Source organism: Streptomyces albidicamelliae, assembly GCF_025642175.1.
Taxonomy (GTDB): domain Bacteria; phylum Actinomycetota; class Actinomycetes; order Streptomycetales; family Streptomycetaceae; genus Streptomyces; species Streptomyces albidocamelliae.
On record NZ_CP106795.1, the window covers coordinates 3802853 to 3825127 of the forward strand.

Annotated in this window: 24 protein-coding genes and 3 pseudogenes; 7 read left to right on the forward strand and 20 right to left on the reverse strand. The window is 72.9% G+C overall.

From position 1 onward, the window contains the following. Positions 1-18 precede the first annotated feature (18 nt). The gene (locus N8I86_RS17500) at positions 19-327 is read left to right on the forward strand and encodes a PASTA domain-containing protein (RefSeq protein ID WP_107423876.1); all 309 of its coding nucleotides are present in this window, start codon (positions 19-21) and stop codon (positions 325-327) included. 45 nt (positions 328-372) lie between these two features. Here the strand turns inward: N8I86_RS17500 and N8I86_RS17505 are convergent, their stop codons facing one another. The 7 genes and pseudogenes from N8I86_RS17505 to N8I86_RS17535 all read right to left on the reverse strand — a co-directional run bounded on the left by N8I86_RS17505 (position 373) and on the right by N8I86_RS17535 (position 6898). Next, a complete protein-coding gene (locus N8I86_RS17505) occupies positions 373-1068 on the reverse strand; it encodes a demethylmenaquinone methyltransferase (protein WP_073901852.1) in 696 nt (231 codons plus the stop codon). Next, a pseudogene (locus N8I86_RS17510) lies at positions 1065-1254 on the reverse strand (acyltransferase family protein); the annotation flags it as partial. The pseudogene N8I86_RS17510 and the gene N8I86_RS17505, both read right to left, overlap by 4 nt. A 167-nt stretch (positions 1255-1421) precedes the next feature. Next, positions 1422-2021 (reverse strand): hypothetical protein, encoded by a 600-nt coding sequence (locus tag N8I86_RS17515; RefSeq protein WP_263278184.1) that lies wholly within the window; start codon positions 2019-2021, stop codon positions 1422-1424. Between the two features lie 16 nt (positions 2022-2037). Then, entirely contained in the window at positions 2038-3252 is a 1215-nt protein-coding gene (gene mqnC, locus N8I86_RS17520) for a cyclic dehypoxanthinyl futalosine synthase (protein WP_073901850.1), read from the reverse strand. A gap of 71 nt (positions 3253-3323) precedes the next feature. Continuing rightward, positions 3324-4093, reverse strand: a pseudogene (locus N8I86_RS17525) (prepilin peptidase). A 66-nt stretch (positions 4094-4159) separates the two neighbouring features. After that, a pseudogene (locus tag N8I86_RS17530) lies at positions 4160-5999 on the reverse strand (serine/threonine-protein kinase). Positions 6000-6049: 50 nt separating this feature from the next. Continuing rightward, positions 6050-6898, reverse strand: a complete 849-nt coding sequence (locus N8I86_RS17535) for a menaquinone biosynthetic enzyme MqnA/MqnD family protein (protein WP_073901848.1) — start codon at positions 6896-6898, stop codon at positions 6050-6052. Positions 6899-7184: 286 nt separating this feature from the next. Here N8I86_RS17535 and N8I86_RS17540 point away from each other — a divergent pair, with 286 nt between their 5' ends. Further along, positions 7185-7388 (forward strand): cold-shock protein, encoded by a 204-nt coding sequence (locus N8I86_RS17540; RefSeq protein ID WP_003992177.1) that lies wholly within the window; start codon positions 7185-7187, stop codon positions 7386-7388. A gap of 92 nt (positions 7389-7480) precedes the next feature. On the opposite strand, the gene N8I86_RS17545 is transcribed toward N8I86_RS17540, so the two are convergent. Next, complete coding sequence (locus tag N8I86_RS17545) at positions 7481-8044, reverse strand: helix-turn-helix domain-containing protein (RefSeq protein WP_263278185.1); 564 nt, start codon at positions 8042-8044, stop codon at positions 7481-7483. A gap of 68 nt (positions 8045-8112) precedes the next feature. Between N8I86_RS17545 and N8I86_RS17550 the strand changes: the two genes are divergently transcribed. Both N8I86_RS17550 and N8I86_RS17555 read left to right on the forward strand, forming a co-directional pair. Beyond that, complete coding sequence (locus N8I86_RS17550; protein ID WP_263278186.1) at positions 8113-8814, forward strand: AzlC family ABC transporter permease; 702 nt, start codon at positions 8113-8115, stop codon at positions 8812-8814. Next, positions 8811-9125 carry an AzlD domain-containing protein gene (locus tag N8I86_RS17555; RefSeq protein WP_263278187.1) on the forward strand — a complete coding sequence of 105 codons (315 nt, stop codon included), beginning with the start codon at positions 8811-8813 and terminating at the stop codon, positions 9123-9125. The genes N8I86_RS17550 and N8I86_RS17555 overlap by 4 nt, the downstream gene beginning before the upstream one ends. On the opposite strand, the gene N8I86_RS17560 is transcribed toward N8I86_RS17555, so the two are convergent. Further along, entirely contained in the window at positions 9122-10747 is a 1626-nt protein-coding gene (locus tag N8I86_RS17560) for a serine/threonine-protein kinase (RefSeq protein ID WP_263278188.1), read from the reverse strand. The two genes, N8I86_RS17555 and N8I86_RS17560, sit on opposite strands and share 4 nt — an antisense overlap. Positions 10748-10831: 84 nt before the next feature. On the opposite strand from N8I86_RS17560, the gene N8I86_RS17565 reads away from it, so the two are divergent. After that, positions 10832-11482 (forward strand): class I SAM-dependent methyltransferase, encoded by a 651-nt coding sequence (locus N8I86_RS17565; RefSeq protein ID WP_263278190.1) that lies wholly within the window; start codon positions 10832-10834, stop codon positions 11480-11482. Here the strand turns inward: N8I86_RS17565 and N8I86_RS17570 are convergent. Both N8I86_RS17570 and N8I86_RS17575 read right to left on the reverse strand, forming a co-directional pair. Next, a complete protein-coding gene (locus N8I86_RS17570; protein WP_263278191.1) occupies positions 11441-11638 on the reverse strand; it encodes a DUF397 domain-containing protein in 198 nt (65 codons plus the stop codon). The two genes, N8I86_RS17565 and N8I86_RS17570, sit on opposite strands and share 42 nt — an antisense overlap. Beyond that, the gene (locus N8I86_RS17575; RefSeq protein WP_263278192.1) at positions 11635-12492 is read right to left on the reverse strand and encodes a helix-turn-helix domain-containing protein; all 858 of its coding nucleotides are present in this window, start codon (positions 12490-12492) and stop codon (positions 11635-11637) included. The genes N8I86_RS17570 and N8I86_RS17575 overlap by 4 nt, the downstream gene beginning before the upstream one ends. A gap of 107 nt (positions 12493-12599) precedes the next feature. On the opposite strand from N8I86_RS17575, the gene N8I86_RS17580 reads away from it, so the two are divergent. Beyond that, positions 12600-13064 (forward strand): ATP-binding protein, encoded by a 465-nt coding sequence (locus N8I86_RS17580; protein WP_073901840.1) that lies wholly within the window; start codon positions 12600-12602, stop codon positions 13062-13064. Here N8I86_RS17580 and N8I86_RS17585 read toward each other — a convergent pair. Together N8I86_RS17585 and N8I86_RS17590 are read right to left on the reverse strand one after the other, a co-directional pair. Next, entirely contained in the window at positions 13015-13896 is an 882-nt protein-coding gene (locus N8I86_RS17585) for a LysR family transcriptional regulator (RefSeq protein ID WP_073901839.1), read from the reverse strand. The two genes, N8I86_RS17580 and N8I86_RS17585, sit on opposite strands and share 50 nt — an antisense overlap. A gap of 169 nt (positions 13897-14065) precedes the next feature. After that, a complete protein-coding gene (locus N8I86_RS17590) occupies positions 14066-16009 on the reverse strand; it encodes an AMP-dependent synthetase/ligase (protein ID WP_073901838.1) in 1944 nt (647 codons plus the stop codon). Between the two features lie 250 nt (positions 16010-16259). Here N8I86_RS17590 and N8I86_RS17595 point away from each other — a divergent pair, with 250 nt between their 5' ends. After that, a complete protein-coding gene (locus tag N8I86_RS17595; protein ID WP_073901837.1) occupies positions 16260-17129 on the forward strand; it encodes a MaoC family dehydratase in 870 nt (289 codons plus the stop codon). Here the strand turns inward: N8I86_RS17595 and N8I86_RS17600 are convergent. The 7 genes from N8I86_RS17600 to N8I86_RS17630 form a co-directional block, all read right to left on the reverse strand. Further along, a complete protein-coding gene (locus N8I86_RS17600) occupies positions 17126-17788 on the reverse strand; it encodes a TetR/AcrR family transcriptional regulator (RefSeq protein WP_263278193.1) in 663 nt (220 codons plus the stop codon). The genes N8I86_RS17595 and N8I86_RS17600 overlap by 4 nt on opposite strands. Before the next feature lie 47 nt (positions 17789-17835). Beyond that, on the reverse strand, positions 17836-18135 hold the full coding sequence (locus tag N8I86_RS17605) for a DUF4229 domain-containing protein (RefSeq protein WP_123437548.1): 300 nt from the start codon (positions 18133-18135) through the stop codon (positions 17836-17838). A 75-nt stretch (positions 18136-18210) separates the two neighbouring features. Next, positions 18211-18735: a GNAT family N-acetyltransferase gene (locus tag N8I86_RS17610; RefSeq protein ID WP_263278194.1), complete on the reverse strand. Its 525-nt coding sequence runs from the start codon at positions 18733-18735 to the stop codon at positions 18211-18213. Between the two features lie 16 nt (positions 18736-18751). Then, complete coding sequence (locus N8I86_RS17615; RefSeq protein ID WP_073901834.1) at positions 18752-19399, reverse strand: UdgX family uracil-DNA binding protein; 648 nt, start codon at positions 19397-19399, stop codon at positions 18752-18754. Positions 19400-19846: 447 nt separating this feature from the next. Beyond that, positions 19847-21010 carry an aminofutalosine synthase MqnE gene (gene mqnE / locus N8I86_RS17620; protein ID WP_073901833.1) on the reverse strand — a complete coding sequence of 388 codons (1164 nt, stop codon included), beginning with the start codon at positions 21008-21010 and terminating at the stop codon, positions 19847-19849. A 37-nt stretch (positions 21011-21047) separates the two neighbouring features. Next, the gene (locus tag N8I86_RS17625; protein WP_073901832.1) at positions 21048-21503 is read right to left on the reverse strand and encodes an Lrp/AsnC family transcriptional regulator; all 456 of its coding nucleotides are present in this window, start codon (positions 21501-21503) and stop codon (positions 21048-21050) included. A 70-nt stretch (positions 21504-21573) separates the two neighbouring features. Further along, complete coding sequence (locus tag N8I86_RS17630; protein ID WP_073901831.1) at positions 21574-22248, reverse strand: UbiX family flavin prenyltransferase; 675 nt, start codon at positions 22246-22248, stop codon at positions 21574-21576. Between the last annotated feature and the right edge of the window lie 27 nt (positions 22249-22275).

A 22275-nucleotide genomic window follows, 5' to 3' on the forward strand; every position in this document is an offset into this window, starting at 1 on the left:
CCACCGCAAACACCCGAAGTGCGCGTTCCGCGTCTGGTCGGTCTGATGGCCATGGACGCGCGCGAAACGGCCCGGGCGAGAGGCCTGTTCCTCAACGCGCCGGACCGCCCGGACTTCCACCGCACGGTCGTCGAGTACGTCGTACGCCAGTATCCGCAGCCCGGTGCCGAGGTGCCGCCGGACTCGATGGTGTACGTGTGGTTCGACTTCGGCGAGGGCGAGGGCGGCGGAGGCGTGCGCGAGCCACGCGTGCCACGGCCGCCCACGGGCGGGATGGAGCGCGAGCTCGGCGAACCCGGCGACGCCTTCGAGATGATCAACAGGTGACCGGCATGCGGGACCCGGTCGGCACCGCCCGGGCCCCCGTCGCGCTCAGGCCTCCTTGAAGCCCCGGTGCAGCGTGACCACTCCGCCGGTGAGGTTGCGCCACGCCACCTTCGACCAGCCCGCCTTGCGCAGCTTCTCGGCGAGGGCGGGCTGATCGGGCCAGGCGCGGATGGACTCGGCGAGGTAGACGTAGGCGTCCGGGTTCGAGGACACCTTGCGGGCGACCGGCGGCAGCGCCCGCATCAGGTACTCGGTGTAGACGGTCCGGAAGGGCGCCCACGTCGGGTGCGAGAACTCGCAGATCACCACACGTCCGCCGGGCCGGGTCACCCGGTGCATCTCCCGCAGGGCCGCGTCCGTGTCCTGCACGTTGCGCAGGCCGAAGGAGATCGAGACGGCGTCGAAGGTGTCGTCCTTGAACGGCAGTCTCGTCGCGTCGCCCGCCGTGAACGGCAGCCAGGTGTGCTTCCTCTTGCCTACCTGGAGCATCCCGAGGGAGAAGTCGCAGGGGACGACGTACGCGCCGGTCCGCGCGAAGGGCAGCGAGGAGGTGGCCGTGCCCGCCGCGAGGTCGAGGACCTTCTGCGCGGGGCGCGCGTCGACCGCCTTCGCCACCTCCTTGCGCCAGCGCCGGTCCTGGCCGAGCGACAGCACGTCGTTCGTCAGGTCGTACCGTTCCGCCACGTCGTCGAACATCGAGGCGACTTCGTGCGGCTGCTTGTTCAGGGAAGCGCGGGTCACCCGCCCATTGTTGCAGCCCGGTCCCACGGCAGGATCCTGGGCTTCCCGCGTGCCGCGACGTCCTCCACCCACCCGCACAGCAGGACCAGGACGGCGATCAGCAGCCGGCCGACGCCGAACAGGAACCTGGCTGTCCAGCGGCAGGTACGCCGCGAAGGCGGGCACCTGCCAGAACCGGTCGGTCAGCCGGGCGACCTTCCGCGACCGTCCGTGCGAGGACGGGGAGCCCGAGTCCGGGCAGGGCGACGCGGCCACCGACCGCAGCGGGGTGGAGCAGGACGCGGGGGCGTTCGCGAAGGTCTTCGCGGGCTGAGCCGGCGGCCCGGCCCAGCCGGGCCGGGCCGGGCCGGGCGTCAGCGGCCGCGGTACACCAGCCGCCCGCCGATCACGGTCGCCACGCAGGTCCCGGCTCCGCGCCGGACCAGTTCGGCGCGGTCCGCGACGTCGAACACGGCGAACCGGGCGGGACCGCCCGGCACCACCCTCGGCAGCAGGATCAGCGGGGTCGGGGACAGCGCCGCCGGGCCCGGCAGACGGTCCGGCCGCTGTCCCACCGCCAGTCCGGCCCTGCGCACGGCGTCGACGACGACCCTGGACCGCAGCTCGCCGGCCACCGCCACCGTGCCGTGCGCCAGCATCCGCTGCACCCCGCGGCGCGCGCTCGCGCCCAGCCGGGCGGGATCGGCGCGGAAGATCGCCCCCGCCCGTTCCCCGCCGATGGGCTCGGTACCGAGGGTGCCGGCCTCGCGCGGGTCGGGGTGGTAGGTGGCCTCCAGCAGCTCCGGACCGTAAGGGTTCAGCAGTCCGGGCGTCAGGATGCCGGGCCAGCGCCGCACCCGCGCCCGCGGGTCGGCGTCGGCCAGTTCCTCGTACCGGCCGACGGCGGCGACGGACGCCCCGTCGACCAGCACCGCCGTCTCGGGCGACTGTTCGGCAACGTGAAGTGTCAGCACGGGACGCCCGGCGGTCCTAGTTGGACGCCAGCAGCTTCAGCTCGGGGTGGGCCGTGCCGCCCTCGATCGCCGTGGAGGAGATGTGGGAGACCACGCGGTCGTCGACGGGGTCGTTCGCCGGGTCGTCGTGGACGACGAGGTGCTCGTACGTCGTCGCGCGCTGCGCCGGGACGCGGCCCGCCTTGCGGATCAGGTCGATGATCTCCAGGCGGTTGGAGCGGTGCTTGGCACCGGCCGAGGAGACCACGTTCTCCTCCAGCATGATCGAGCCGAGGTCGTCCGCGCCGTAGTGCAGCGAGAGCTGGCCGACCTCCTTGCCGGTGGTGAGCCAGGAGCCCTGGATGTGCTGGATGTTGTCCATGAACAGCCGGGCGATCGCGATCATCCGCAGGTACTCGAAGAGGGTCGCCTGGGTGCGGCCCTTCAGGTGGTTGTTCTCCGGCTGGTAGGTGTACGGGATGAACGCGCGGAAGCCGCCCGTGCGGTCCTGTACGTCCCGGATCATCCGCAGGTGCTCGATGCGTTCGGCGTTCGTCTCACCGGTGCCCATGAGCATGGTGGAGGTCGACTCGACACCGAGCCGGTGCGCGGTCTCCATGATCTCCAGCCATCGCTCGCCGCTCTCCTTCAGCGGGGCGATGGCCTTGCGCGGCCGCTCGGGGAGGAGTTCGGCGCCGGCGCCCGCGAACGAGTCCAGGCCGGCCTCGTGGATACGGGTGATGGCCTCTTCCACCGAGACGCCGGAGATCCGGGCCATGTGCTCGACCTCGGACGCGCCCAGCGAGTGGATCACCAGCTGCGGGAAGGCGTCCTTGATGGCCTTGAAGTGCTTCTCGTAGTACTCGACGCCGTAGTCCGGGTGGTGACCGCCCTGGAACATGATCTGGGTGCCGCCCAGCTCGACGGTCTCCGCGCAGCGGCGCAGGATGTCGTCGAGGTCGCGGGTCCAGCCCTTCGCGGTGTCCTTGGGGGCCGCGTAGAACGCGCAGAACTTGCACGCGGTGACGCACACGTTCGTGTAGTTGATGTTGCGCTCGATGATGTACGTCGCGATGTGCTCGGTGCCGGCGTACTTGCGGCGGCGTACGGCGTCGGCGGCTGCGCCCAGGGCGTGCAGCGGGGCGTCGCGGTAGAGGGCGAGCGCTTCCTCCGGGGTGATCCGCCCACCGGCTGCGGCACGGTCGAGGACGGCTGTGACATCAGAAGAAGTGAGGTCGGCCTTCTCGGTCACCGGGGCGTCCCTTTCGTCAAGGGGTTGGACGGACCGAACCAGCCTACGCCAGCGTGTTTCCCCCGAGGACGTCAGGCCGTGTACGCGCCGATCAGCAGTCCGGCGAGGGCCCCCGCCATGAGGAACGGGCCGAACGGGATCGCCGACTTGCGCCCGGCCCGCCGGGCCACGACGAGCGCGCCGCCGTAGAGGGCGCCGAGCAGGAACCCGGCGAACGTGCCGAGCAGCACGGTGGGCCAGCCGTACCAGCCGAGTACGGCGCCCATGCCGACGGCCAGCTTCACGTCGCCGAAGCCCATGCCGGCCGGGTTGATCCGGTACAGCAGGTAGTAGCCGCCGCCGAGCGCGAGGGCGCCGTAGAGCGCGGTGAGCCAGTGGCCGGCGTGCTCGGGCAGCACGGCGGCGAGGCCCAGCAGGGCGAGGGCCGCGGCGGCGAGCGGGAGTGTGAGCGGGTCGGGCAGCCGCTGCACCCGGAAGTCGACGGCGGCGAGCAGTACCCCGACGGGGGCGAGCAGCAGCCAGACGGCCAGTTCGGGCCGGGTGCCGGTGGCGGCGGCGAGCGCCGCGCAGACGAGGACGGTCGCCGTGGCGAGACGCACGGCGGAGGGGTGCTCCCGCCGGGACCGGGGCCCGCGGGTGCCCCGTCGTCCGCGCACGCGCCGCAGCCCGCGCCGCCCAGCCATCCCCGGATCCGGTGGCCGCCGGGGCAACGGTCCCGCCAGGGCTCCCCGGTCGGCACGGCGAACCGGTGCGCGGCGCGGGGCAGCAGCGTGCCCGCGAGCGCGCCCCACGCCCCGGCCGCGAGCGCCAGTACGCCCGTGGTGATCCCGCCCGCGCTCATCCGGTCCCGCTTCCCGTCGGCATCCGCGAATCCCCCGTGCTGTGTCGTGCCCGGTCCGTACGGCGGTCAGCGGACCTTCGTCATGCGGGCCACCGGGTTGCCCTCGGCCGAGCTGTCCGAGGTGTACTTCAGGTCGTCGCCGGCCGGTGTCAGCTCCACCTGGTGGGGGGTGGGGTTGCAGCCGGCGTGGTTGCTCTCGGCGCCCTTCGAGGTGGCGAGGACCCGGGTCTTCGTCACCTTCTTCAGGGTGAGGACGTCGGTGCAGACGGCGCCGATCGGGTCGGTCTGCCGCATCCGCCCCAACTCCTGTCCTACGGCGGCCTGGTGGACGGTGACCCGGAAGGTGCCCATGGGCAGGCTGCCGCCGAGTCCGGTGGCGGGGCCCTCCCAGGTGCCGAGGTAGCGGGCCGGGACCGTGCCGGGCGCGCCGCTCGCGGCGGTGCCGCTCGACGCCGCGCTCGGCGCCGGGGACTGGGCGCTGCCGCTGCCGGCGTTCGAGTCGCCGTCGCTCTCGTGGGACCAGGGCTTGAGCAGGGCACCGGCGCCCAGGGTCGCCGCGGCCAGTGCGCCGGCGACGGCCAGGACGACCGTGCAGCTCAGTCTGCGTCCACGGCCGCTGTCCGTCGGGGCGGAGTCCGCCGCGACCCTGACGGACACCCGGCCGGGCGGCGGGGCGTCCCGCGGCGCGGGCACGACGGTCGGCGCACCGGAGGGCACCCCGTCCGCGGGCGTCGACGCCCCGAACGCTCCCCCGGCGGTACCGGCCGGCGCTCCGAACGGCCCCCGGCGGTACCGGTCGACGCCCCGAACGTTCCCCCGGCCGCACCGGTGGGCGCCCCGCCGGGTCCCGGGGCCGTACCGGCGCCGGCCGCCACCCCCTGGTCCATCAGGGGCGCGGGCCCGAACACCCCGGCGCCGGTACCGGGGTTCGTCCCGGTCGCGACGGCGGGTCCGCCCACCGAAGGGCTGCTGAAGGGCACCGGGCCCGAGTGCGGTGCCCCGGCCGTCTCCCCCGTGTCCAGGTTGAGCAGGCGTACGGCGCTGCGGCTGACCTGTTCGACCAGCGGGCCCGGCAGCCAGCCGCCCGCGATCAGGCGGGAGGCTCCCTCGGGGGCGAGCCGCCGGGCCACCTCGGCGGGGCCGGGCCGGGCCGCCGGGTCCTTGGCCAGGCAGTCCGCGGCGAGGTCCCGCAGTTCACCGGTGAGCGGGCCCAGTTCGGGCTCCTCGTGGACGACCTTGTAGAGCAGGGCGGCCGAGGAGTCGCCGCGGAAGGGCGGTTCACCGGTGGCCGCGTGGACGAGGACGGCGCCGAGGGAGAAGACGTCGGCGGCGCAGGTGACGCCCTTGCCGAGGATCTGTTCGGGCGACATGTAGCCCGGGGAGCCGATGGACACCCCGGAGGAGGTCAGGGACGCCGTGCCGTCCATGGCGCGGGCGATGCCGAAGTCGATGAGGAGGGGGCCGTCCAGGGTCAGCAGCACGTTGGACGGCTTCACGTCCCGGTGGACGAGGCCGAGTTCGTGCACCGCCGCCAGCGCCTCGGCGAGGCCCGCGCCGAGGGCGCGCACGGTCTGCGCGGGCAGCGGGCCGCCGTCGGTGACGGCCGCCGCGAGGACGGCCCGGCCGCGTACGCGGTGGCGACCCAGGGCACCCGGGCGTCCGGGTCCGCGTCCAGGACGGGCGCGGTCCAGGCGCCGCCGACCCGCCGGGCGGCCTCCACCTCGCGCCGGAACCGGGCGCGGAACTCCTCGTCCAGCGCGAAGTGCGGGTGCACGATCTTCACCGCGACCGTACGGCCGCCCGCGCTGCGGCCCAGGTAGACCCGGCCCATGCCGCCGGCACCGAGCCGGCCGAGCAGCCGGTAGGGCCCGACGACGGCCGGCTCATCGACTTCCAGCGGCTGCATGGCGCACGCTCCCCCCAACGCCTCGTGGGCAGCAGCGTAGTGACGCGCGGCTACGACCGCAGCAGGTCCACCCTCACATCGGCGGGGAAGCCCGTCGTCGGGCCCACCCGGCGGGCGAACTCGGCGACGGCCGCCAGCTGCGGCGCGCCGAAGCTGAAGTCGAGGGTGGTGAAGTACTGCTCCAGGGTGACCTCGTCGAAGGCCTCCCAGCGGGCGGCCTGTTCGGCGACCTTGCCGACCTCCTCCAGGGAGAGGTTGCGGGAGGCGAGGAAGGCCTCGTGGACCTGGCGGGTGATGGACGGCTCGCGTGCCGCGTAGTCCCGGCGGGCCGCCCAGACCGCGAAGACGAACGGCAGGCCGGTCCACTCCTTCCAGAGGGCGCCGAGGTCGTGCACCTCCAGGCCGAAGCGCGGCCCGTCGAGGAGGTTGGCGCGCAGGGCGGCGTCGCCGATGAGGACGGCGGCGTCCGCCTCCTGCATCATCAGGCTGAGGTCGGGCGGGCAGGTGTAGTAGTCGGGCTGGACCCCGTACCGCTCGGCGAGCAGGAGCTGCGCGAGGCGGACCGAGGTGCGGGAGGTCGAGCCGAGGGCGACCCGGGCCCCGTCCAGCCGGTCGAGGGGGACCTGCGAGACGATCACGCAGGACATCACCGGCCCGTCGCAGCCGACGGCGATGTCCGGGAAGGCGACGAGGTCGTCGGCGTTGCGCAGGAACTCGACCAGGGTGACGGGTCCGATGTCGAGGTCGCCGCGCACGAGCTGCTCGCTGAGCTTCTCGGGGGTGTCCTTGGTGAGATCGAAGTCGAGGAGCGTGCCGGTTCTCGCGAGGCCCCAGTAGAGGGGGAGGCAGTTCAGGAACTGGATGTGGCCGACGCGCGGCCGGGTGCGAGCATTGTCCACATCGCGAGACTAGACCCCGTGCGGTACGGTGCCGGGACCGACCCCACCGCCAAACGGGCTAGCGATGGTTCAAACATCCGGGTGACGTGATCTTGATCCCTATTGCATTCGGCTGCCCACATGCTAGGCTCGCCGCAAGTTGCAGTTTGGTTTCCCTTGCAGTACAGAGCCTGCGGAGCATGTGACCGCGGGCTCTCGTCGTTTTCAGACGAATGCAGTTGTGCAGCACCGTTTCGCACGTGCAGGTTCTGGAGCAGGGCAACCCTTTTGGGCCCAAGGAGGGCTTATGGCTACCGGAACCGTGAAGTGGTTCAACGCCGAAAAGGGCTTTGGCTTCATCGCCCAGGAAGGCGGCGGCCCCGACGTCTTCGTTCACTACTCCGCGATCAACGCCTCCGGCTTCCGCTCCCTCGAGGAGAACCAGCAGGTGAGCTTCGACGTGACGCAGGGCCCGAAGGGTCCGCAGGCGGAGAACGTCACCCCCGTCTGATCACTGCCTGATCGCAGAACCTGAGTGCAGTACCCAAGGAGCCCCGCGCCGTTCGGCGACGGGGCTCCTGCCTTTTCCCGTTCCTTTCCGGTTTACCTGTGCTGCATGATCAGGACGAACTTCGTTCCGCCGGCGAGCGCCTCGTAAGCGTGCGGCACGTCCCCGCGGTAGGACAGGTAATCACCGGGTCCCAGTTCGACCTCCTGCCCTCGCGGCCCCGCCTTCACGCCGCCCTCGGCGACCACGATGTGCTCGGTGGTACCGGGAATGTGCGGTGCGGAATCCCTGACGGAGCCCGGCTCCAGCCAGACGTAATAGATGTCCCTGCGCGCGCCGGGCGGGCAGGCGGAGAGCAGTGAGGCGAGGTAGCTCGACTGCTCGGAGTGGACCGTGGGCCCCTGGCCGGCGCGGATCACCCGGACCGCCGGAGCGGGCGGTTCCACCAGCGCACTGAAGGGCACGCCGAGTGCCACCGCGAGCGCCCAGATCGTCTCCATGCTCGGGTTGCCGCCCGCCGCCTCCAGCTGGGAGAGCGTCGACTTCGCGATGCCGGCGCGTTTGGCCAGCTCGGACAGGGACAGCCCGGCACGGGCGCGCTCGCGCTTGAGGGATCCGGCGATCCACTCCATCGGGAGCCGGGCGGGGACCTCGGACATGTCGTTCGCTCCATCGGTACGTTCGTTCGCCTTGACGGACCGGCCGCCTGCTGTTCATTGCAGAGAACATGCGTTCGCTGCAACGAACACCCGTGGAGTCCGGCGACGGCTCCCTCGTCCGGGACAGTTCCCTGGTCTGGCTGGCCGGCGGCATCGTCGGCGTGTCCTTCGGTGCCGTCTCCGTCGCCGGCGGGCTGCCGGTGTGGGCGCCCGTGCTCATGTCCGTGCTCGTGTACGCGGGATCGGCCCAGTTCAGCGCGGTGGGGGTACTGCTCGCCGGGGGCGGGCCGGTCGCGGCCGCGGTCACCGGGCTGCTCCTGAACGCACGGACCGCGGCCTTCGGCCTGGCCGTCGCGGAGATCATCGGCTCCGGCCGCGCCACCCGTCTCCTCGGCGCCCACCTGGTCACCGACGAGACGGTCGCCTTCGCCCTCGCCCAGTCCGATCCGGTGCGGCGCCGCAGGGCGTTCTGGATCTCCGGGCTCGGCCTGTTCGCCGTGTGGAACGTGGGCGTGCTCGCGGGCGCGACGGCCGGGAGCGCGCTCGGCGACACCGCCCGCTACGGACTGGACGCCGCCTTCCCGGCCGTCCTGGTCGCACTGGTCCTGCCCGCCCTGCGCGCGGACACGGCGGTACGGCGGTGCGCCCTGCTCGGCGCGGCGGTCGCGCTGGCGGTCACGCCCGCCGTCCCGGCCGGGGTGCCGGTGCTGCTCGCGCTCGGCGGACTCGTCCTCCACCGCCGGCCGGCCGGGACGGGGGCCGCGGCATGAACGCGACGCTCGCCGTGATCCTCGCCCTGGCCGTGGGCACGTACGCCTTCCGGCTCGTCGGGCCGGTGCTGCACGGGCGGGTCACCGTCCCGCCCCGGGTGCAGGAACTCGCCTCGGCCGGCGCGGTGGTGCTGCTCGTCGCCCTGCTGGCCACGGGCGCGCTGACCGAGGGCGGCGGCTTCGCGGGCTGGGCCCGGCCCGCCGGGGTCCTGGTCGGGGCCGTGCTGGCCTGGCGCCGGGCGCCCTTCGTGCTCGTGGTCCTGGCCGCGGCGGGGACGACCGCGCTGCTGCGGCTGGCGGGGGTGGGCTAGGCGGCCTTCCGCCAGACGGTCAGGTCGCCCTGGAGGAAGGCGAGGTCCGCGATCGCGGTCGACTTCGTCTGAACCACGAACAGGGCGACGTTCCCCTTGGTGTCCTTCATGCAGATCTCGCTGCCGGCGGCCACCGAGGCCAGCGTCCAGTCGTGGTACCTGCCGCTCCTGAGCATGAGGCGGCACATGTCGAGCGTCGTGCCGTGACCACCGACGATCTGGACGAACGAGGCCGTGCCGCTCGTCAGTTCACAGCTGGGCTCCCGGCAGTCGAAGCGGACGGCGTCCTTGCCGTCCTTCGCGCCGCCGTCCGGGTCGTCGAGGTTCAGCGGGTGCTGGGCGTCCACCGTCAGCGGGGCGTACACGTCGGCCCGCGGCCGCGGGGGCGAGGCCGCGGGGGACGGCGAGGTCCCGGCCTTCCCGTCACCGGTCCGGCCGGCCGCCGGGTCGGCGGAGCCCTTCGCGGGCGCCGGGGAGGATGAGGACGAGGACCGCGCCGCCGGTCCCGTCGCGGACGTGCGGGCGCGGTCCGCGTCCTTGCCGCCCGCCGGAGACCCGGCGTCCATCAGCGACCAGGCCAGGGCGACCGCCAGCAGTGCGCCGCCCGCCACCCCCGCGCCGGTGATCAGCGCGCGGCGCCTGCGGGCGCCGCCCTGCGGCACCGTCGGCGGCTGCGGGTACGCGATCAGCGGCTGCGGGACGGCGGGCGTGGGGTCGGGCACCGGCGCCGGGACCGTGACCTCCGGCCCGGTGATCTCCCGCCACACGGCCGGTCCCCCGCCCGCGTCGGCGTCCGCCCCGAGCCGCTGCCGGCACCACTGGACGATCTCCGCCGGGGTGGCCCGCTCCGCCGGGTCGGCGGCCAGGCACCGGGCGAACAGCGGGCGCAGCGGCTCGGGCAGCGCGGCGAGGTCGGGCGCGGAGTGCACGATCCGGTACAGCACGTTGAGGGCCGCGCCCTCGCCGTAGAGCGGTCGGCCCAGCGCCGCGAACGCCGCGGTCTGCCCGAGCGCGAAGACGTCGGTCGCCGCCGTGACGTCACCTCCGGAGGCCTGCTCCGGCGCCATGAACGACGGCGTGCCGATCGTGCCGCCCGTCGCCGTGTACGAGGTCCCGTCGGCCGCGAGCGCGATACCGAAGTCGATCACCCGCGGCCCGTCGGCCGCCAGCAGCACGTTCGACGGCTTCAGGTCCCGGTGCACGACGCCCTCGGCGTGGATGGCCTGAAGGGCCTCGGCGACCCCCGCCATCAGCCACAGCACCGCCGTCACCGGCAGCGGCCCGCGCCGCGCCACGGCCTCGGTCAGCGAGGGCCCGGGGACGTACAGGGTGGCCAGCCACGGCGGTACGGCGTCCGCGTCCGCGTCGATCAGTTCGGCGGTGTACGCGCCCCGCACCCGCCGGGCCGCCTTGATCTCCCGGCCGAACCTGCGCCGGAAGTCCGGGTCGTCCGCCAGCTCCGGCCGCACCACCTTGACGGCGACCGGCCGGCCGCCCCGGGTGTGCGCGAGGTAGACCCGGCCCATGCCGCCGGCCCCCAGCCGGGCGGCGAGCCGGTACCCCGCCACCACGGGCGGGTCGTCCGCCTGAAGCGGCTGGAAGACCTCCGTCGCCTGGTCCATCGGCCCACAACCCCCCGTTAGATGCATCGGCCAACGGCAGCAGCCTAGAGGGAGTGTCAGTACCGCTCGCTACGGTCCCTCCCCATGACCGAGACCGAGGACTTCCTGACCGCCACCCGCTCCTTCTACGACACCGTCGCCGAGGACTACGCCGGACACTTCCGGAACCCGCTCGACGACAGGCCGCTGGAGCGGGCGCTGCTCGGCGCGTTCGCGGAGCAGGTGGAGCCCGGCGGCACGGTCGCCGACCTAGGCTGCGGTCCCGGGGCGGTCACCGGACACCTGGCCGCGCTGGGTCTGTCCGTGTTCGGCCTCGACCTGTCCGCGTCCATGGTCGCCATCGCCCGCCGGGACAACCCCGCGCTGCGGTTCCAGCAGGGTTCCATGCTGGAGCTTCCCCTCGCCGCCGGTTCGCTGGCCGGGATCGTCTCCTGGTACTCCAGCATCCACACGCCGGCGGAACGACTCCCCGCGCTCCTGGCCCAGTTCGCCCGTGTACTGGCTCCCGGCGGGCTCGCACTGCTCGCCTTCCAGTCCGGTGACGTACCGCTCCGCCTGGAACGACCCTGGGGCCGGCCCGTGGTCCTCGACTTCCACCGGCGCCGCCCCGAGCGGATGGCGGAGCTGCTGTCCGGCGCCGGGTTCGCCCTGCGCGCCGTCACCGTCCGGGAGCCCGTGGAGGCGTGGGGCGAGTCAGTCCCGCAGGCGTTCCTTCTCGCCCAGAAGAAAGAGTGACCACGCGGTGGGCGTCACGGTGAGATGGGGGGCGGTGGGCTGCCGTTTCGAGTCGCGGATGTGGATGGCGGTGGCCTCTGGGGCGACCTCGACGCACTCGCCTCCTTCGCCGCCGCTGTAGCTGGACTTGAACCAGGCGAGTTCCTCGGTGTTCATCTCTCTCCCAGCAGCTTCTCGATCAGGGCCAGGGATGCCGTCGGAGTAAGTGCCATCGCGCGCATGACCCCATAGCGGTCGGCGATCTTACGGACCTCTTCCGGGTCGGTGACCAGGCGGGGATACCCCTGCACCTCAACGTAGGCGACCTGGGCGCGCCTGCTGGGCGTCAGCAGATTGAACGGGCCGTCCATGTTGGGGTGTTCCGTCTGGGCGGAGGGCATCACCTGGACCTCCACGTTGCGCATGCTGCCGATGCGCAGCAATCGGCGAAGCTGGTCCTTGTAGACCTTCGTACCGCCGATGGGCCTGTGCAGCACGGCCTCTTCCAAGACGTAGCTGCACATGGGGAGAGGCCACTGCTCCAAGACCTGTTGGCGCGCCAGTCGGTCGGCGACGCGCTTCTCGATGGTGTCCTCGGCGAGCAGGGGACGGCGACGGGAGAACACGGCCCGCGCGTAGTCCTCGGTCTGCAACAGGCCTGGCACGCCCTGGTTGGCGTAGAAGTGCAGCTCGACGGAGACCGCTTCCAACTCGGCATAGCTCCGATACCACTCCGGATGCCGGGTCCGCGCCTTCGTCATCGCCTCCTCCACCTGCGGGATGACCTCCGTGAACAGGCCCTCCGCCCGCAGGACTTCGTCCGCCCGCTGGAGGAACTCCGGCCTCGGTGTCCGTACCCCCCGCTCCACCGCCGAGATCTGGTCGGGGCCGTACCCCACCAGATGGCCGAACTCCCGCTGGTTCAGGCCCGCCCGCTCCCGCATCAGCTTCAGCTGCTTGCCCAGGACGACGAAGACCGCCGCCGCCCCGTTCGCCTCCGCCGGTGTCTCCGGCCTCCGCTCCTCCGCCACGCCACCCTCCGACAAGCCGTACACCGGACCCACCGCACCCGTACGGCTACGCACAGTCGCCGGGTCATCCCTGGTCAGCGTAGGGAGAACCGGCCACGCTCGGTGAGGTGAACGTAGAAATCTCCACCCCCCGGACCGAACTCGTGCAGCGGCTCAGCGCCACGCCCCGCGGTGCCCGGCTGGCCCGTCGGCTGACCGGCGGGGCGCTCGCCACCTGGGGGTTCCCGCACGACGGCGACCTCAGCCGCACCGCCCAGCTCCTCGTCGCGGAACTCGCCGCCAACGCCGTCACCCACGGTCGCGTCCCTGGCCGGGACTTCGAGCTGCGCCTGGCACTCCTGCCCGGCAGGAACACGCTGCGCATCGAGGTGAGCGACACCCGGAGCGACCGGCCCTTGCGCTTCCTGGACGGCGGTCTGCTGGACGAGCACGGCCGCGGACTCGTCGTCGTCCAGGTCCTGTCCGCCCTGTGGGGCGTCACCACGCGGGACGTCGGCAAGACCGTCTGGGCGGAGCTGCCGCTCAGCGCGAGGCGGCGACCGTGTCCGCGAAGGCCCGCGCCGGAGGGCTGAGCGCGTCCCAGCGGCGGACGGCCCAGCCGACGGGCAGCGGACGCAGGCCGGGCAGCGGGACCAGCCGCAACGGGCCCTCGCCGGGGACGGGCAGGCCGGGTACGGCGGGGACGACCGCCCGGCCCACGCCCAGCTCGGCGAGGAGCAGTGCCGTGTCCCAGTCGGCCACGCTGGGCTCGTAGGTGAACCGTACGTCCCGCTCCGCGCACGCCGCTTCGAGGTGGGCGGCGGACGTGGAGTTGGGCGGCAGCCGGATGAGGCGGACGTCGGCGAGTTCGGCGGGGTCCAGGCGCGGGCGGCCGGCGAGCGGGTCGTCCGCGCGGACCGCGAGCAGCCACGGCAGTTCCGCGACGGTCCGCTGCTCGATGCCCCGCACCGGCGGGCCGATGGTGATCCAGGCCAGGTCCAGCGTGCCGTCAGCGAGGGCGTCGAAGGTGCCCCGGCCCGAACTGACCGTGCGGAACTCCAGGTTGACCCGGGGGTGGCGGTGGCGGAACATGACGACCGCGTCGGACATGAAGTGCCGGACGGTGGTCGCGCCGGTGGCCACGCGGACGTGGCCGCCGTGGCCGTCGACCAGGTCGCGCAGCTGTCGTACGGCGAGGTCGAGACCGGAGATGCCCTCGGCAGCGGCGGCCTCCAGCAGCCGGCCGGCCCCGGTCGGGACGACCCCGCGCGGCCGGCGCTCCAGCAGCGCCACCCCGGTCTCCCGCTCCAGCCGTTTGACGTGCTGGCTGACGGCCGACTGGGTGCAGCCGAGGTCGCGGGCGACCGAACTCAGGCTGCCCGCGCGGCACACGGCCACGAACACACGGAGATCGTCCAGGGTCACAACACCCAAGCTAACACTTGGGTTTGGCGAGAAAACCCAAGGATTGACTGGGCGTTGGGGGCGTACGAGGATCGTGTGCGGGCCGCGACCGACCCAGGCGGCAACCCGCTCCGCGCCCCGTCGAGTCCGGACGAGACGGGACCGGCGAGGAGCGGGTGCCGACCGTCGGTCAGCGGCGTTCGTACAGGCTCTCCACGTCCTTGGCGAAGTCCCGCATGACCTGGGCCCGGCGGAGCTTCATCGACGGGGTGAGATGGCCGGACCACTCGGTGAAGTCCACGGGCAGCACGGCGAACCGGCGGATGGACTCCGGCCGGGAGACCAGCTTGTTCGCCTCGTCCACCGCGCGCTGCAGGACGGCCGTCAGCTCCGGGTCGCCGGTGAGGAGTTCCGGCGGCACCGGATGCTTGCCGATCATCTGGCGCCAGTGGGTGATGCCGTCGGGGTCGAGGGTGATCAGCGCGCCGACGTACGGGCGGCCGTCGCCGACCAGCATCACCTGGGAGATCAGCGGGTGCTGACGCAGCCAGTTCTCCAGCGGTGCCGGGGCCACCGACTTGCCGCCCGCGGTGATCAGCAGCTCCTTCTTGCGGCCGGTGATGGTCAGATAGCCCTCGTCGTCCAGTTCGCCGAGGTCGCCGGTGGCCAGCCAGCCGTCCCGGGTCGCGGGGACGACCCCGCCCGCCTGCGGGTCCCAGTAGCCGCGCAGCACGTGGTCGCCGGCGAGCAGGATCTCGCCGTCGGCGGCGATCCGGACCCGGGTGCCGGGCATCGGCCAGCCGACCGTGCCGAGGCGGGGTTTGAGCGGCGGGGTGACCGTCGAGGCGCCGGTGGTCTCCGTGAGGCCGTACCCCTCGAAGATCTCGATGCCGGCCCCGGCGTAGAAGGCGGCGAGGCGCCGGCCGAGGGGGGAGCCGCCGCAGATCGCGTACCGGACGCGGCCGCCCATGGCGGCCCGCAGACGGCGGTAGACGAGCGGGTCGTACAGGCTGCGCTGGGTCTTCAGGGCACGGTTCGGGCCGCTGCCGGTGCCGGTCTGGCGGGCTTCCAGGGCCTCGCCGTAGCGGCGGGCGACGGCGACCGCCCGGTCGAAGACGGCCGTCCGGCCGCCCGCCTCCGCCTTGGCCCGGGCCGAGTTGAAGATCTTCTCCAGCATGTACGGGATGGTCAGCAGCGCGGTCGGCCGGAAGGCGGCCAGATCCGGCAGCAGGTCGTCCGCAGCCAGGCTGGGCGCGTGGCCGAGGCGGACGCGTGCGCGGACGCAGGCGATGGCCACCATCCGGCCGAAGACGTGGGACATGGGCAGGAAAAGGAGGACCGACGGCTCCTCGTCCCGCGCCTTGAAGACCGGGTGGAGCAGTTCGACGGCGTTGTCGACCTCGGCGAAGAAGTTGCCGTGCGAGAGGGCGCAGCCCTTGGGGCGGCCGGTGGTGCCCGAGGTGTAGATGAGCGTGGCGAGGGTGTCGGGGCCGAGCATGCCCCGGCGTACGGCCACTTCACCGTCCGGCACCTGCGCGCCCGCCTCCGCGAGCCGTTCCACGTGGTCCTTGTCCATCACCCACAGATGTGCGAGGTCGGGCAGGTGCTGGAGCTCGGGTCCGATGGCGGCGGCCTGCGCGGCGGTCTCGGTGACCAGGGCGACCGCGCCGGAGTCGTGCAGGATCCAGCGGGTCTGGAAGACGGACGAGGTGGGGTAGACGGGGACGGTGACGAGGCCCGCGGCCCACGCGGCGAAGTCGAGCAGGGTCCACTCGTACCGGGTGCGGGCCATCACGGCGATCCGGTCGCCCGGCTGCAGCCCTTCGGCGATCAGCCCCTTGGCCACCGCGAGCACCTGCTCGGCGAACCGCGCGGCGGTGACGTCCGCCCAACTGCCGTCGGGCAGCCGGCGGCTGAGCGCTACGGCCCCGGGGGCCGCCTCGGCGTTCTCGAACGGCAGGTCGGCCAGCGAGCCATGGGTGACCGGTGGCGCGAACGGCGGTACGGACGCCTCCCGCACGGCCCCGTCGAGGCGCCGGACCTCGGGTTCCACGAGAACCGGGCGGCCGTCGTAGTCGGTGGCGGAGACCGGGGCGCCGGAGGAGACGGGGGCGTTCTGGTACGGGGTGGACACGGGGCGGCTCCTCAGGCGTGCGTACACCGCCGGTGGCCCCGGAAGTGAGGGTTACCGACGGTTAGGCAGGTGATCGTACGGGTCCGCTGTGAGGGGGTTGTGCGGGTTCGGGAAGGGTCCGGGGCCAGGGATGTGCAGCCTCACGGGTTATGTGAGGGGGGCTCACTTTTGACTTACCTCCGGTAACCTTACTCCGGAGTAAGGATTTGTCAGCCCTTCGGAACCGAACCGCGCGGGAGCTGAGCCGCAGATGAGCACCGTCACCCTGAGCGCGCCCCCGGCGCTGGCCCCGCTGCTGGCCCGGGGCGCCCTGCGCTCCCCGTTCAAGCGCCCGTCACGGGGCGCCTCTCACCCGGGCACCCGGCTCCTGCTCCCCGGCCTCCGTGTCGACCTCGCGAGACTGGCCGCGTACGAGCGGGTGTGCGGCTTCGCCACCGGCGCCGACGCGCTGCCCGTCACCTATCCGCACGTCCTCGGATTCCCGCTCGCCATGCGCCTGATGAGCGCCCGGGACTTCCCGCTGCCACTGCTGGGCCTCGTCCACACGTCCGTCGAGATCGTCCGCCACGCCGACCTGCCCGCCACCGGGGAGTACGAACTCGCCGTGCACGTCGACGGACTCGCCCCGCACCGGCGCGGGACCGAGGCCACGGTGGTGACCGGACTGCGGTCCGGCGGCGACCTCGTCTGGGAGTCCCGCAGCACCTATCTGGCCCGGCACCGCACCGAGGGCGGTACGGCCACCGGGGCGCGGCGCGACGACACCGCGCTGCCCGCCGTCGCCGAGTGGCGGCTGGCCGGGGACGTGGGACGCCGGTACGGAGCCGCCTCCGGCGACCGGAACCCCATCCACCTGCACCCGTTCACCGCCCGCCTCTTCGGCTTCCCGCGGGCCATCGCGCACGGCATGTGGACCGTGGCCCGCTGCCTGGCGGCCCACGGCACGGCGGGCTCCGCCGCGGTGCGGGCCGAGTTCCGGGCGCCGGTGCTGCTGCCGGGGGCGGTGACGTACGGGGCGGACGGCGCCGGCCGCTTCTCCCTGCGGGGTCCGGACGGCAGGCTCCACCTCACCGGCGAGGTGGTCCCGCTGTCCGGCGGCGTCCGGGACGAAGCCCTCTAGGCCTCGGTCGCGGGCGGGGTCGTGGGCGGGGTCCACACCTGGCCGTCCAGCAGCGCGCCGAGGCCCGCCCAGGCGAAGTTCATCAGCGTGGCCGCCGCCTGGCGGGCCGTGACGCCGGGGGTGGTGTTGGCCCACGCGGCGAGGGACTCGGCCGCGCCGACCAGCGCCTCGGCGAGCCCGGCGACCTCACGCTCGGGCAGGTGCGGATCCCCGTGGGCGTCCCGCGCCGCGACCGCGATCAGCCGGGTCACGAACGCCACGATCTCCTCGCGCATCGAGGCGACCTCCGCCGCGAACCGCTCACCGTGGGTACGGGCCTGCAGATGCAGCACGGACCAGGCGTCGGGATGCTCCGAGGTGTGCGCGAAGAACGCCTGGAGCCCGTCCCAGAGTTGCCGGTCGGCGGGCAGGTCCGGCCGTACGCCGGTGCGCACCGCATCGGTCAGCGCGGCGGCCTCCCGGCGGATGCACGCGGTGAACAGGTCTTCCTTGGAGTTCAGGTACAGGTACACCAACGGCTTCGACACGCCCGCCAGTTCGGCGATCTCGTCCATCGACGCCGCCATGTACCCGCGTCGGCCGAAAATCCGTACGGCGGCGTCCAGCATCTGCTGCTCCCGCACCGCACGCGGCATCCGCTTGGTCTTCACGGCACCCATGGGACAAGCCTAGTTGGGGTCCGGGGCACCGGGAGCCGGGTACTCGGTCAGGAGGCGCGGCCCTGCGCGGCGGCCGGGTCCTCGACGCCGTCCTCCTGGTTGCGGTTGGCGTCCAGGTTGGCCTTGATCCGGTCGACCCGGCCGGCGACGTGCACCGAGGCCCGCTCGCGCTCCTTGCGCAGGACCACCCAGCTGATCGGCGCGGAGAGGACCAGGGAGAGCAGCAGAACCCAGAAGAAGTTGGCGTTGCCGTAGCCCCGCGGGAAGAGGCCGGAGTAGACGGCTCCCCAGACGACGACGAGGCAGCCGGCGAAGATGCCGAAGCGCATCAGCGTGTAGCGGAGCATCTCAATCCAGTCTTCCGATTCCAAAAAGGGTCATCGTCCAGTGAAGCACGGCCGGCGGGCGATCATTCAGCGGGGTCAGCCGAGGGGCAGCAGCATGGTGACGTCGTCGCGGTCGTCGTCCGGGGCGACGCGGATGGCGGCGGGCACCCGGCCGACCTCCTTGTAGCCGCAGGAGCCGTAGAAGCGCTCCAGGCCGAGCCCGCCCCGGCAGGTCAGCCGTATCGCCTCGATGCCGTCGAGGCCGCGGGCCGCGTCGGCGGCGGCGGCCAGCAGGTCGCGGCCGTACCCCTTGCCCTGGTGCCTCGGGTGGACCATCACCGTGTACAGCCACAGCCAGTGGGTCATCAGCCGGTGCGTGTTGTGGGTGAGGAAGGCGGTCGCGGCCACCTCGCCGGCCTCGTCGTGGCCGACGACGAGCCGGGTACGCCCCTCGGCCATCTGGGCGAGATGCCGCACCAGTTCCGGCCGCACCTGCTCGCGGGTCACCGGGGGCACGAAGCCGACGGCTCCGCCCGCGTTGGAGACGTCCGTCCACAGGTCGAGGACGCCGTCGCGCAGGGCAGGGGTGAGGGCCGGGTTCACGGTGTAAGTAAGGGGCATGCCGGGAGTGTATCTATTACCTGAGGGTCTGCACAGCCACTTTCAGATCGGCCACCAGGCCCTGGTAGGCGCCCTCCCGGTCGTCCGCGCGCAGCACGGCCGAGGGGTGCACGGTCGGCACCAGCCGCTCCGGGCGCCCGTGGATCTCCTCCTCCAGCACGGTCCCACGCACCGGGCCCACCCGGAACGAGGAGCCGAGCAGCGCCTTTCCGGCCGTGGCCCCCAGGATCACGATCAGCTCCGGCTCCACGACGGCCAGCTCGGCCGCGAGCCAGGGGGCGCACGCGGTTGCCTCCCGCAGGGTCGGCGGTTTGTGGATGCGGCGCTTGCCGGGCTCGGCCCGGGTGAACTTGAAGTGCTTGACGGCGTTGGTGACGTAGGCGTCCGCCGGGTTCAGGCCGGCCTCTTCGAGGGCGCGATCTAGGAGTCTGCCGGCGGGGCCGACGAAGGGCCTGCCCTGGCGGTCCTCCTGGTCGCCGGGTTGCTCGCCGACGAGCATCACGCGGGCGGAGGCCTTGCCGGCTCCGAAGACGGTCTGGGTGGCGTCCCGGTGCAGGGGGCAGCCGCGGCAGTCGGCGGCGGCGCGGCGCAGGGCGGCGAGTCCTTTGCGGGCGGGGAGGAAGGGCTCCGCCGTGTACGCGTCCTCGGGGGTTGTGGTGGCCATGCGGCCCGAGTACCCGACATCGGGGCTCCCGGCCGCGTCGTCGTCCGCGGGTGCGTGGTGGCTGGGCGCGCAGTTCCCCGCGCCCCTGGGGTCGGGACACCGGGTGTCGGCCGGGAAGTCACCGCCCGCCAGCCGGCCCCGGCCGCGTCGTCGTCCGCGGGTGCGTGGTGGCTGGGCGCGCAGTTCCCCGCGCCCCTGGGGTCGGGACACCGGGTGTCGGCCGGGAAGGCACCGCCCGCCAGCCGGCCCCGGGCCGTCGGTCGTCCGCGGGTGCGTCGTGGCTGGGCGCGCAGTTCCCCGCGCCCCTGGGGTCGGAACACGGGGTGTCGGCCGAGGAGTCACCGCCCGCCAGCGGGCCCCGGCCGCGTCGTCGTCCGCGGGTGCGTCGTGGCTGGGCGCGCAGTTCCCCGCGCCCCTGGGGTCGGGACGCGGGGCGTCGGGCGGGGGTCAGACGCGCATCGGCTGGGGGGAGTCGCGGCGGGACGGGTCGGGGCCGTCGTACTCGCGGATGATCTCGTAGCGGGTGTTGCGCTCCACCGGGCGGAAGCCCGCGTCGCGGATCAGGTCGAGCAGGTCCTCGCGGGTCAGCTTGTTCGGCGTGCCGTAGTTGTCCGCGTCATGCGTGATCTTGTACTCGACGACCGAGCCGTCCATGTCGTCGGCGCCGTGCTGGAGGGCCAGCTGGGCGGTCTGCACGCCGTGCATCACCCAGAAGACCTTCACGTGCGGGACGTTGTCGAAGAGCAGACGGGAGACCGCGAAGGTCTTCAGCGCCTCCGCGCCGGTCGCCATCTGGGTGCGGGCCTGAAGGCGGTTGCGGATCTTGCCGTCCTTCATGTCCACGAAGTCGTGCTGGTAGCGCAGCGGGATGAAGACCTGGAAGCCGTTCGTCTCGTCCTGCAGTTCACGAAGACGCAGCACGTGGTCGACCCGGTGCCTCGGCTCCTCGATGTGTCCGTACAGCATGGTGCACGGAGTCTTCAGACCCTTCTCGTGCGCCAGCCGGTGGATGCGCGACCAGTCCTCCCAGTGGGTCCGGTGGTCCACGATGTGCTGCCGGACCTCCCAGTCGAAGATCTCGGCGCCGCCGCCGGTCAGCGACTCCAGACCGGCGTCGATCAGCTCGTCCAGGATCTCGGAGGCCGACAGACCGGAGATCGTCTCGAAGTGGTGGATCTCCGTCGCCGTGAACGCCTTCAGCGAGACGTTCGGCAGGGCGGCCTTCAGCTCGCGCAGCGACCGGGGGTAGTACCGCCACGGCAGGTTCGGGTGCAGGCCGTTGACGATGTGCAGCTCGGTGAGGTTGTCCGACTCCATCGCCTTGGCGAGCTTGACGGCCTCCTCGATGCGCATCGTGTACGCGTCCTTCTCGCCCGGCTTGCGCTGGAACGAGCAGTAGGCGCAGGAGGCCGTGCACACGTTGGTCATGTTCAGGTGCCGGTTGACGTTGAAGTGGACGACGTCACCGTTCTTGCGGGTCCGCACCTCGTGCGCGAGACCGCCGAGCCATGCCAAATCGTCCGACTCGTACAGCGCGATGCCGTCCTCGCGGGACAGCCGCTCACCGGAGCGGACCTTCTCCTCCAGCTCGCGCTTGAGCCCGACGTCCATGCCAACACCTTTCTCCGACACCCGACCAACGGTATCCCTAGACCTCTTCGGGGAGCTCCCCGACCCGGTTCTCCCACTTCGTGGACAGCACGATCGTGGTACGGGTGCGGGAGACACCCTTGGTGCCGCTGAGCCGCCTGATCGTCTTCTCCAGGCCGTCCACGTCCGTCGAGCGCACCTTCAGCATGAAGGAGTCGTCACCGGCGATGAACCAGCAGTCCTCGATCTCCGGCAGGTCCCGCAGCCGCTGGGCCACGTCCTCGTGGTCGGCGGCGTCGGAGAGCGAGATGCCGATCAGCGCGATGACGCCGAGGCCGAGGGAGGCCGCGTTCACCGTGGCGCGGTAGCCGGTGATGACCCCCGCCGCCTCCAGCCGGTTGATGCGGTCGGTGACGCTGGGTCCCGACAGGCCGACGAGGCGCCCAAGCTCCGCGTAGGAGGCCCGGCCGTTCTCCCTCAGGGCCTGGATGAGCTGCCTGTCCACCGCGTCCATGCGATCGAAGCCTTCCGCTGAAGAGTTCCGAAGAGTGATGAGAGGTACTGCGCCTTGCTCCCGGCGGGCGCTACCGGCCGGCTGTGCCGCCGCCCAGCTCGCCCCGCCAGCGCCGGTACAGGCCGTGTCCGACGCCCGCCGCGTCCAGCACCCGGCCGGCGACGAAGTCCACCAGGTCCTGGATGTGGGTGGCGCCCGCGTAGAAGGCGGGCGAGGCCGGCACGACCGAGGCTCCGGCGTCGTCCAGCGCGACGAGGTGCCGCAGTGTCTGTCCGTTCAGGGGGGTCTCCCGCACGGCGACGACCAGGGTGCGGCGCTCCTTCAGTGTGACGCTCGCCGCCCGCTGGAGCAGGTCCTTGGACAGGCCGAGCGCCACGCCGGCCACACAGGCCGTGGAGGCCGGCACGATGAGCATCCCCTTCGCCGGGTACGACCCCGAGGACGGCCCGGCGGCGAGGTCGCCCGCGCCCCAGTACCGCACCCGGCTGACGTCCACGTCGAAGGTGCCGGGCTTGCCGTCGGCGCCCCGGGCCAGCCATTCCCGCAGGTCGTCCTGCCAGTGGGCGTCACGGAACGAGATCCCCGTCTCGTCCAGCAGCGTCAGCCGCGAGGCCCGGCTGACCACCAGGTCGACCGCTTCCCCCGCCCCCAGCAGCGCCCGCAGCACGGCAGCCGCATACGGCGTACCGGAAGCTCCGGACACCCCCACGATCCAAGGCTCGCGCCGCGATTCTCCTGCGTTCACACCTTGAGCGTACCGGCGGGTCGCCCA

Excerpts from the sequence above, each read along its gene's own strand:
- N8I86_RS17625 (WP_073901832.1), bottom strand. The coding sequence starts at position 21,503 with ATGGACGCGGTGGACAGGCAGCTCATCCAGGCCCTGAGGGAGAACGGC.
- N8I86_RS17555 (WP_263278187.1), top strand. The coding sequence starts at position 8,811 with ATGAACGCGACGCTCGCCGTGATCCTCGCCCTGGCCGTGGGCACGTAC.
- N8I86_RS17550 (WP_263278186.1), top strand. The coding sequence starts at position 8,113 with ATGCGTTCGCTGCAACGAACACCCGTGGAGTCCGGCGACGGCTCCCTC.
- N8I86_RS17560 (WP_263278188.1), bottom strand. The coding sequence starts at position 10,747 with ATGGACCAGGCGACGGAGGTCTTCCAGCCGCTTCAGGCGGACGACCCG.
- N8I86_RS17615 (WP_073901834.1), bottom strand. The coding sequence starts at position 19,399 with ATGGCCACCACAACCCCCGAGGACGCGTACACGGCGGAGCCCTTCCTC.
- N8I86_RS17610 (WP_263278194.1), bottom strand. The coding sequence starts at position 18,735 with ATGCCCCTTACTTACACCGTGAACCCGGCCCTCACCCCTGCCCTGCGC.
- N8I86_RS17540 (WP_003992177.1), top strand. The coding sequence starts at position 7,185 with ATGGCTACCGGAACCGTGAAGTGGTTCAACGCCGAAAAGGGCTTTGGC.
- N8I86_RS17600 (WP_263278193.1), bottom strand. The coding sequence starts at position 17,788 with ATGGGTGCCGTGAAGACCAAGCGGATGCCGCGTGCGGTGCGGGAGCAG.
- N8I86_RS17545 (WP_263278185.1), bottom strand. The coding sequence starts at position 8,044 with ATGTCCGAGGTCCCCGCCCGGCTCCCGATGGAGTGGATCGCCGGATCC.
- mqnE (WP_073901833.1), bottom strand. The coding sequence starts at position 21,010 with ATGGACGTCGGGCTCAAGCGCGAGCTGGAGGAGAAGGTCCGCTCCGGT.
- N8I86_RS17605 (WP_123437548.1), bottom strand. The coding sequence starts at position 18,135 with ATGCTCCGCTACACGCTGATGCGCTTCGGCATCTTCGCCGGCTGCCTC.
- N8I86_RS17570 (WP_263278191.1), bottom strand. The coding sequence starts at position 11,638 with ATGAACACCGAGGAACTCGCCTGGTTCAAGTCCAGCTACAGCGGCGGC.
- N8I86_RS17565 (WP_263278190.1), top strand. The coding sequence starts at position 10,832 with ATGACCGAGACCGAGGACTTCCTGACCGCCACCCGCTCCTTCTACGAC.
- N8I86_RS17595 (WP_073901837.1), top strand. The coding sequence starts at position 16,260 with ATGAGCACCGTCACCCTGAGCGCGCCCCCGGCGCTGGCCCCGCTGCTG.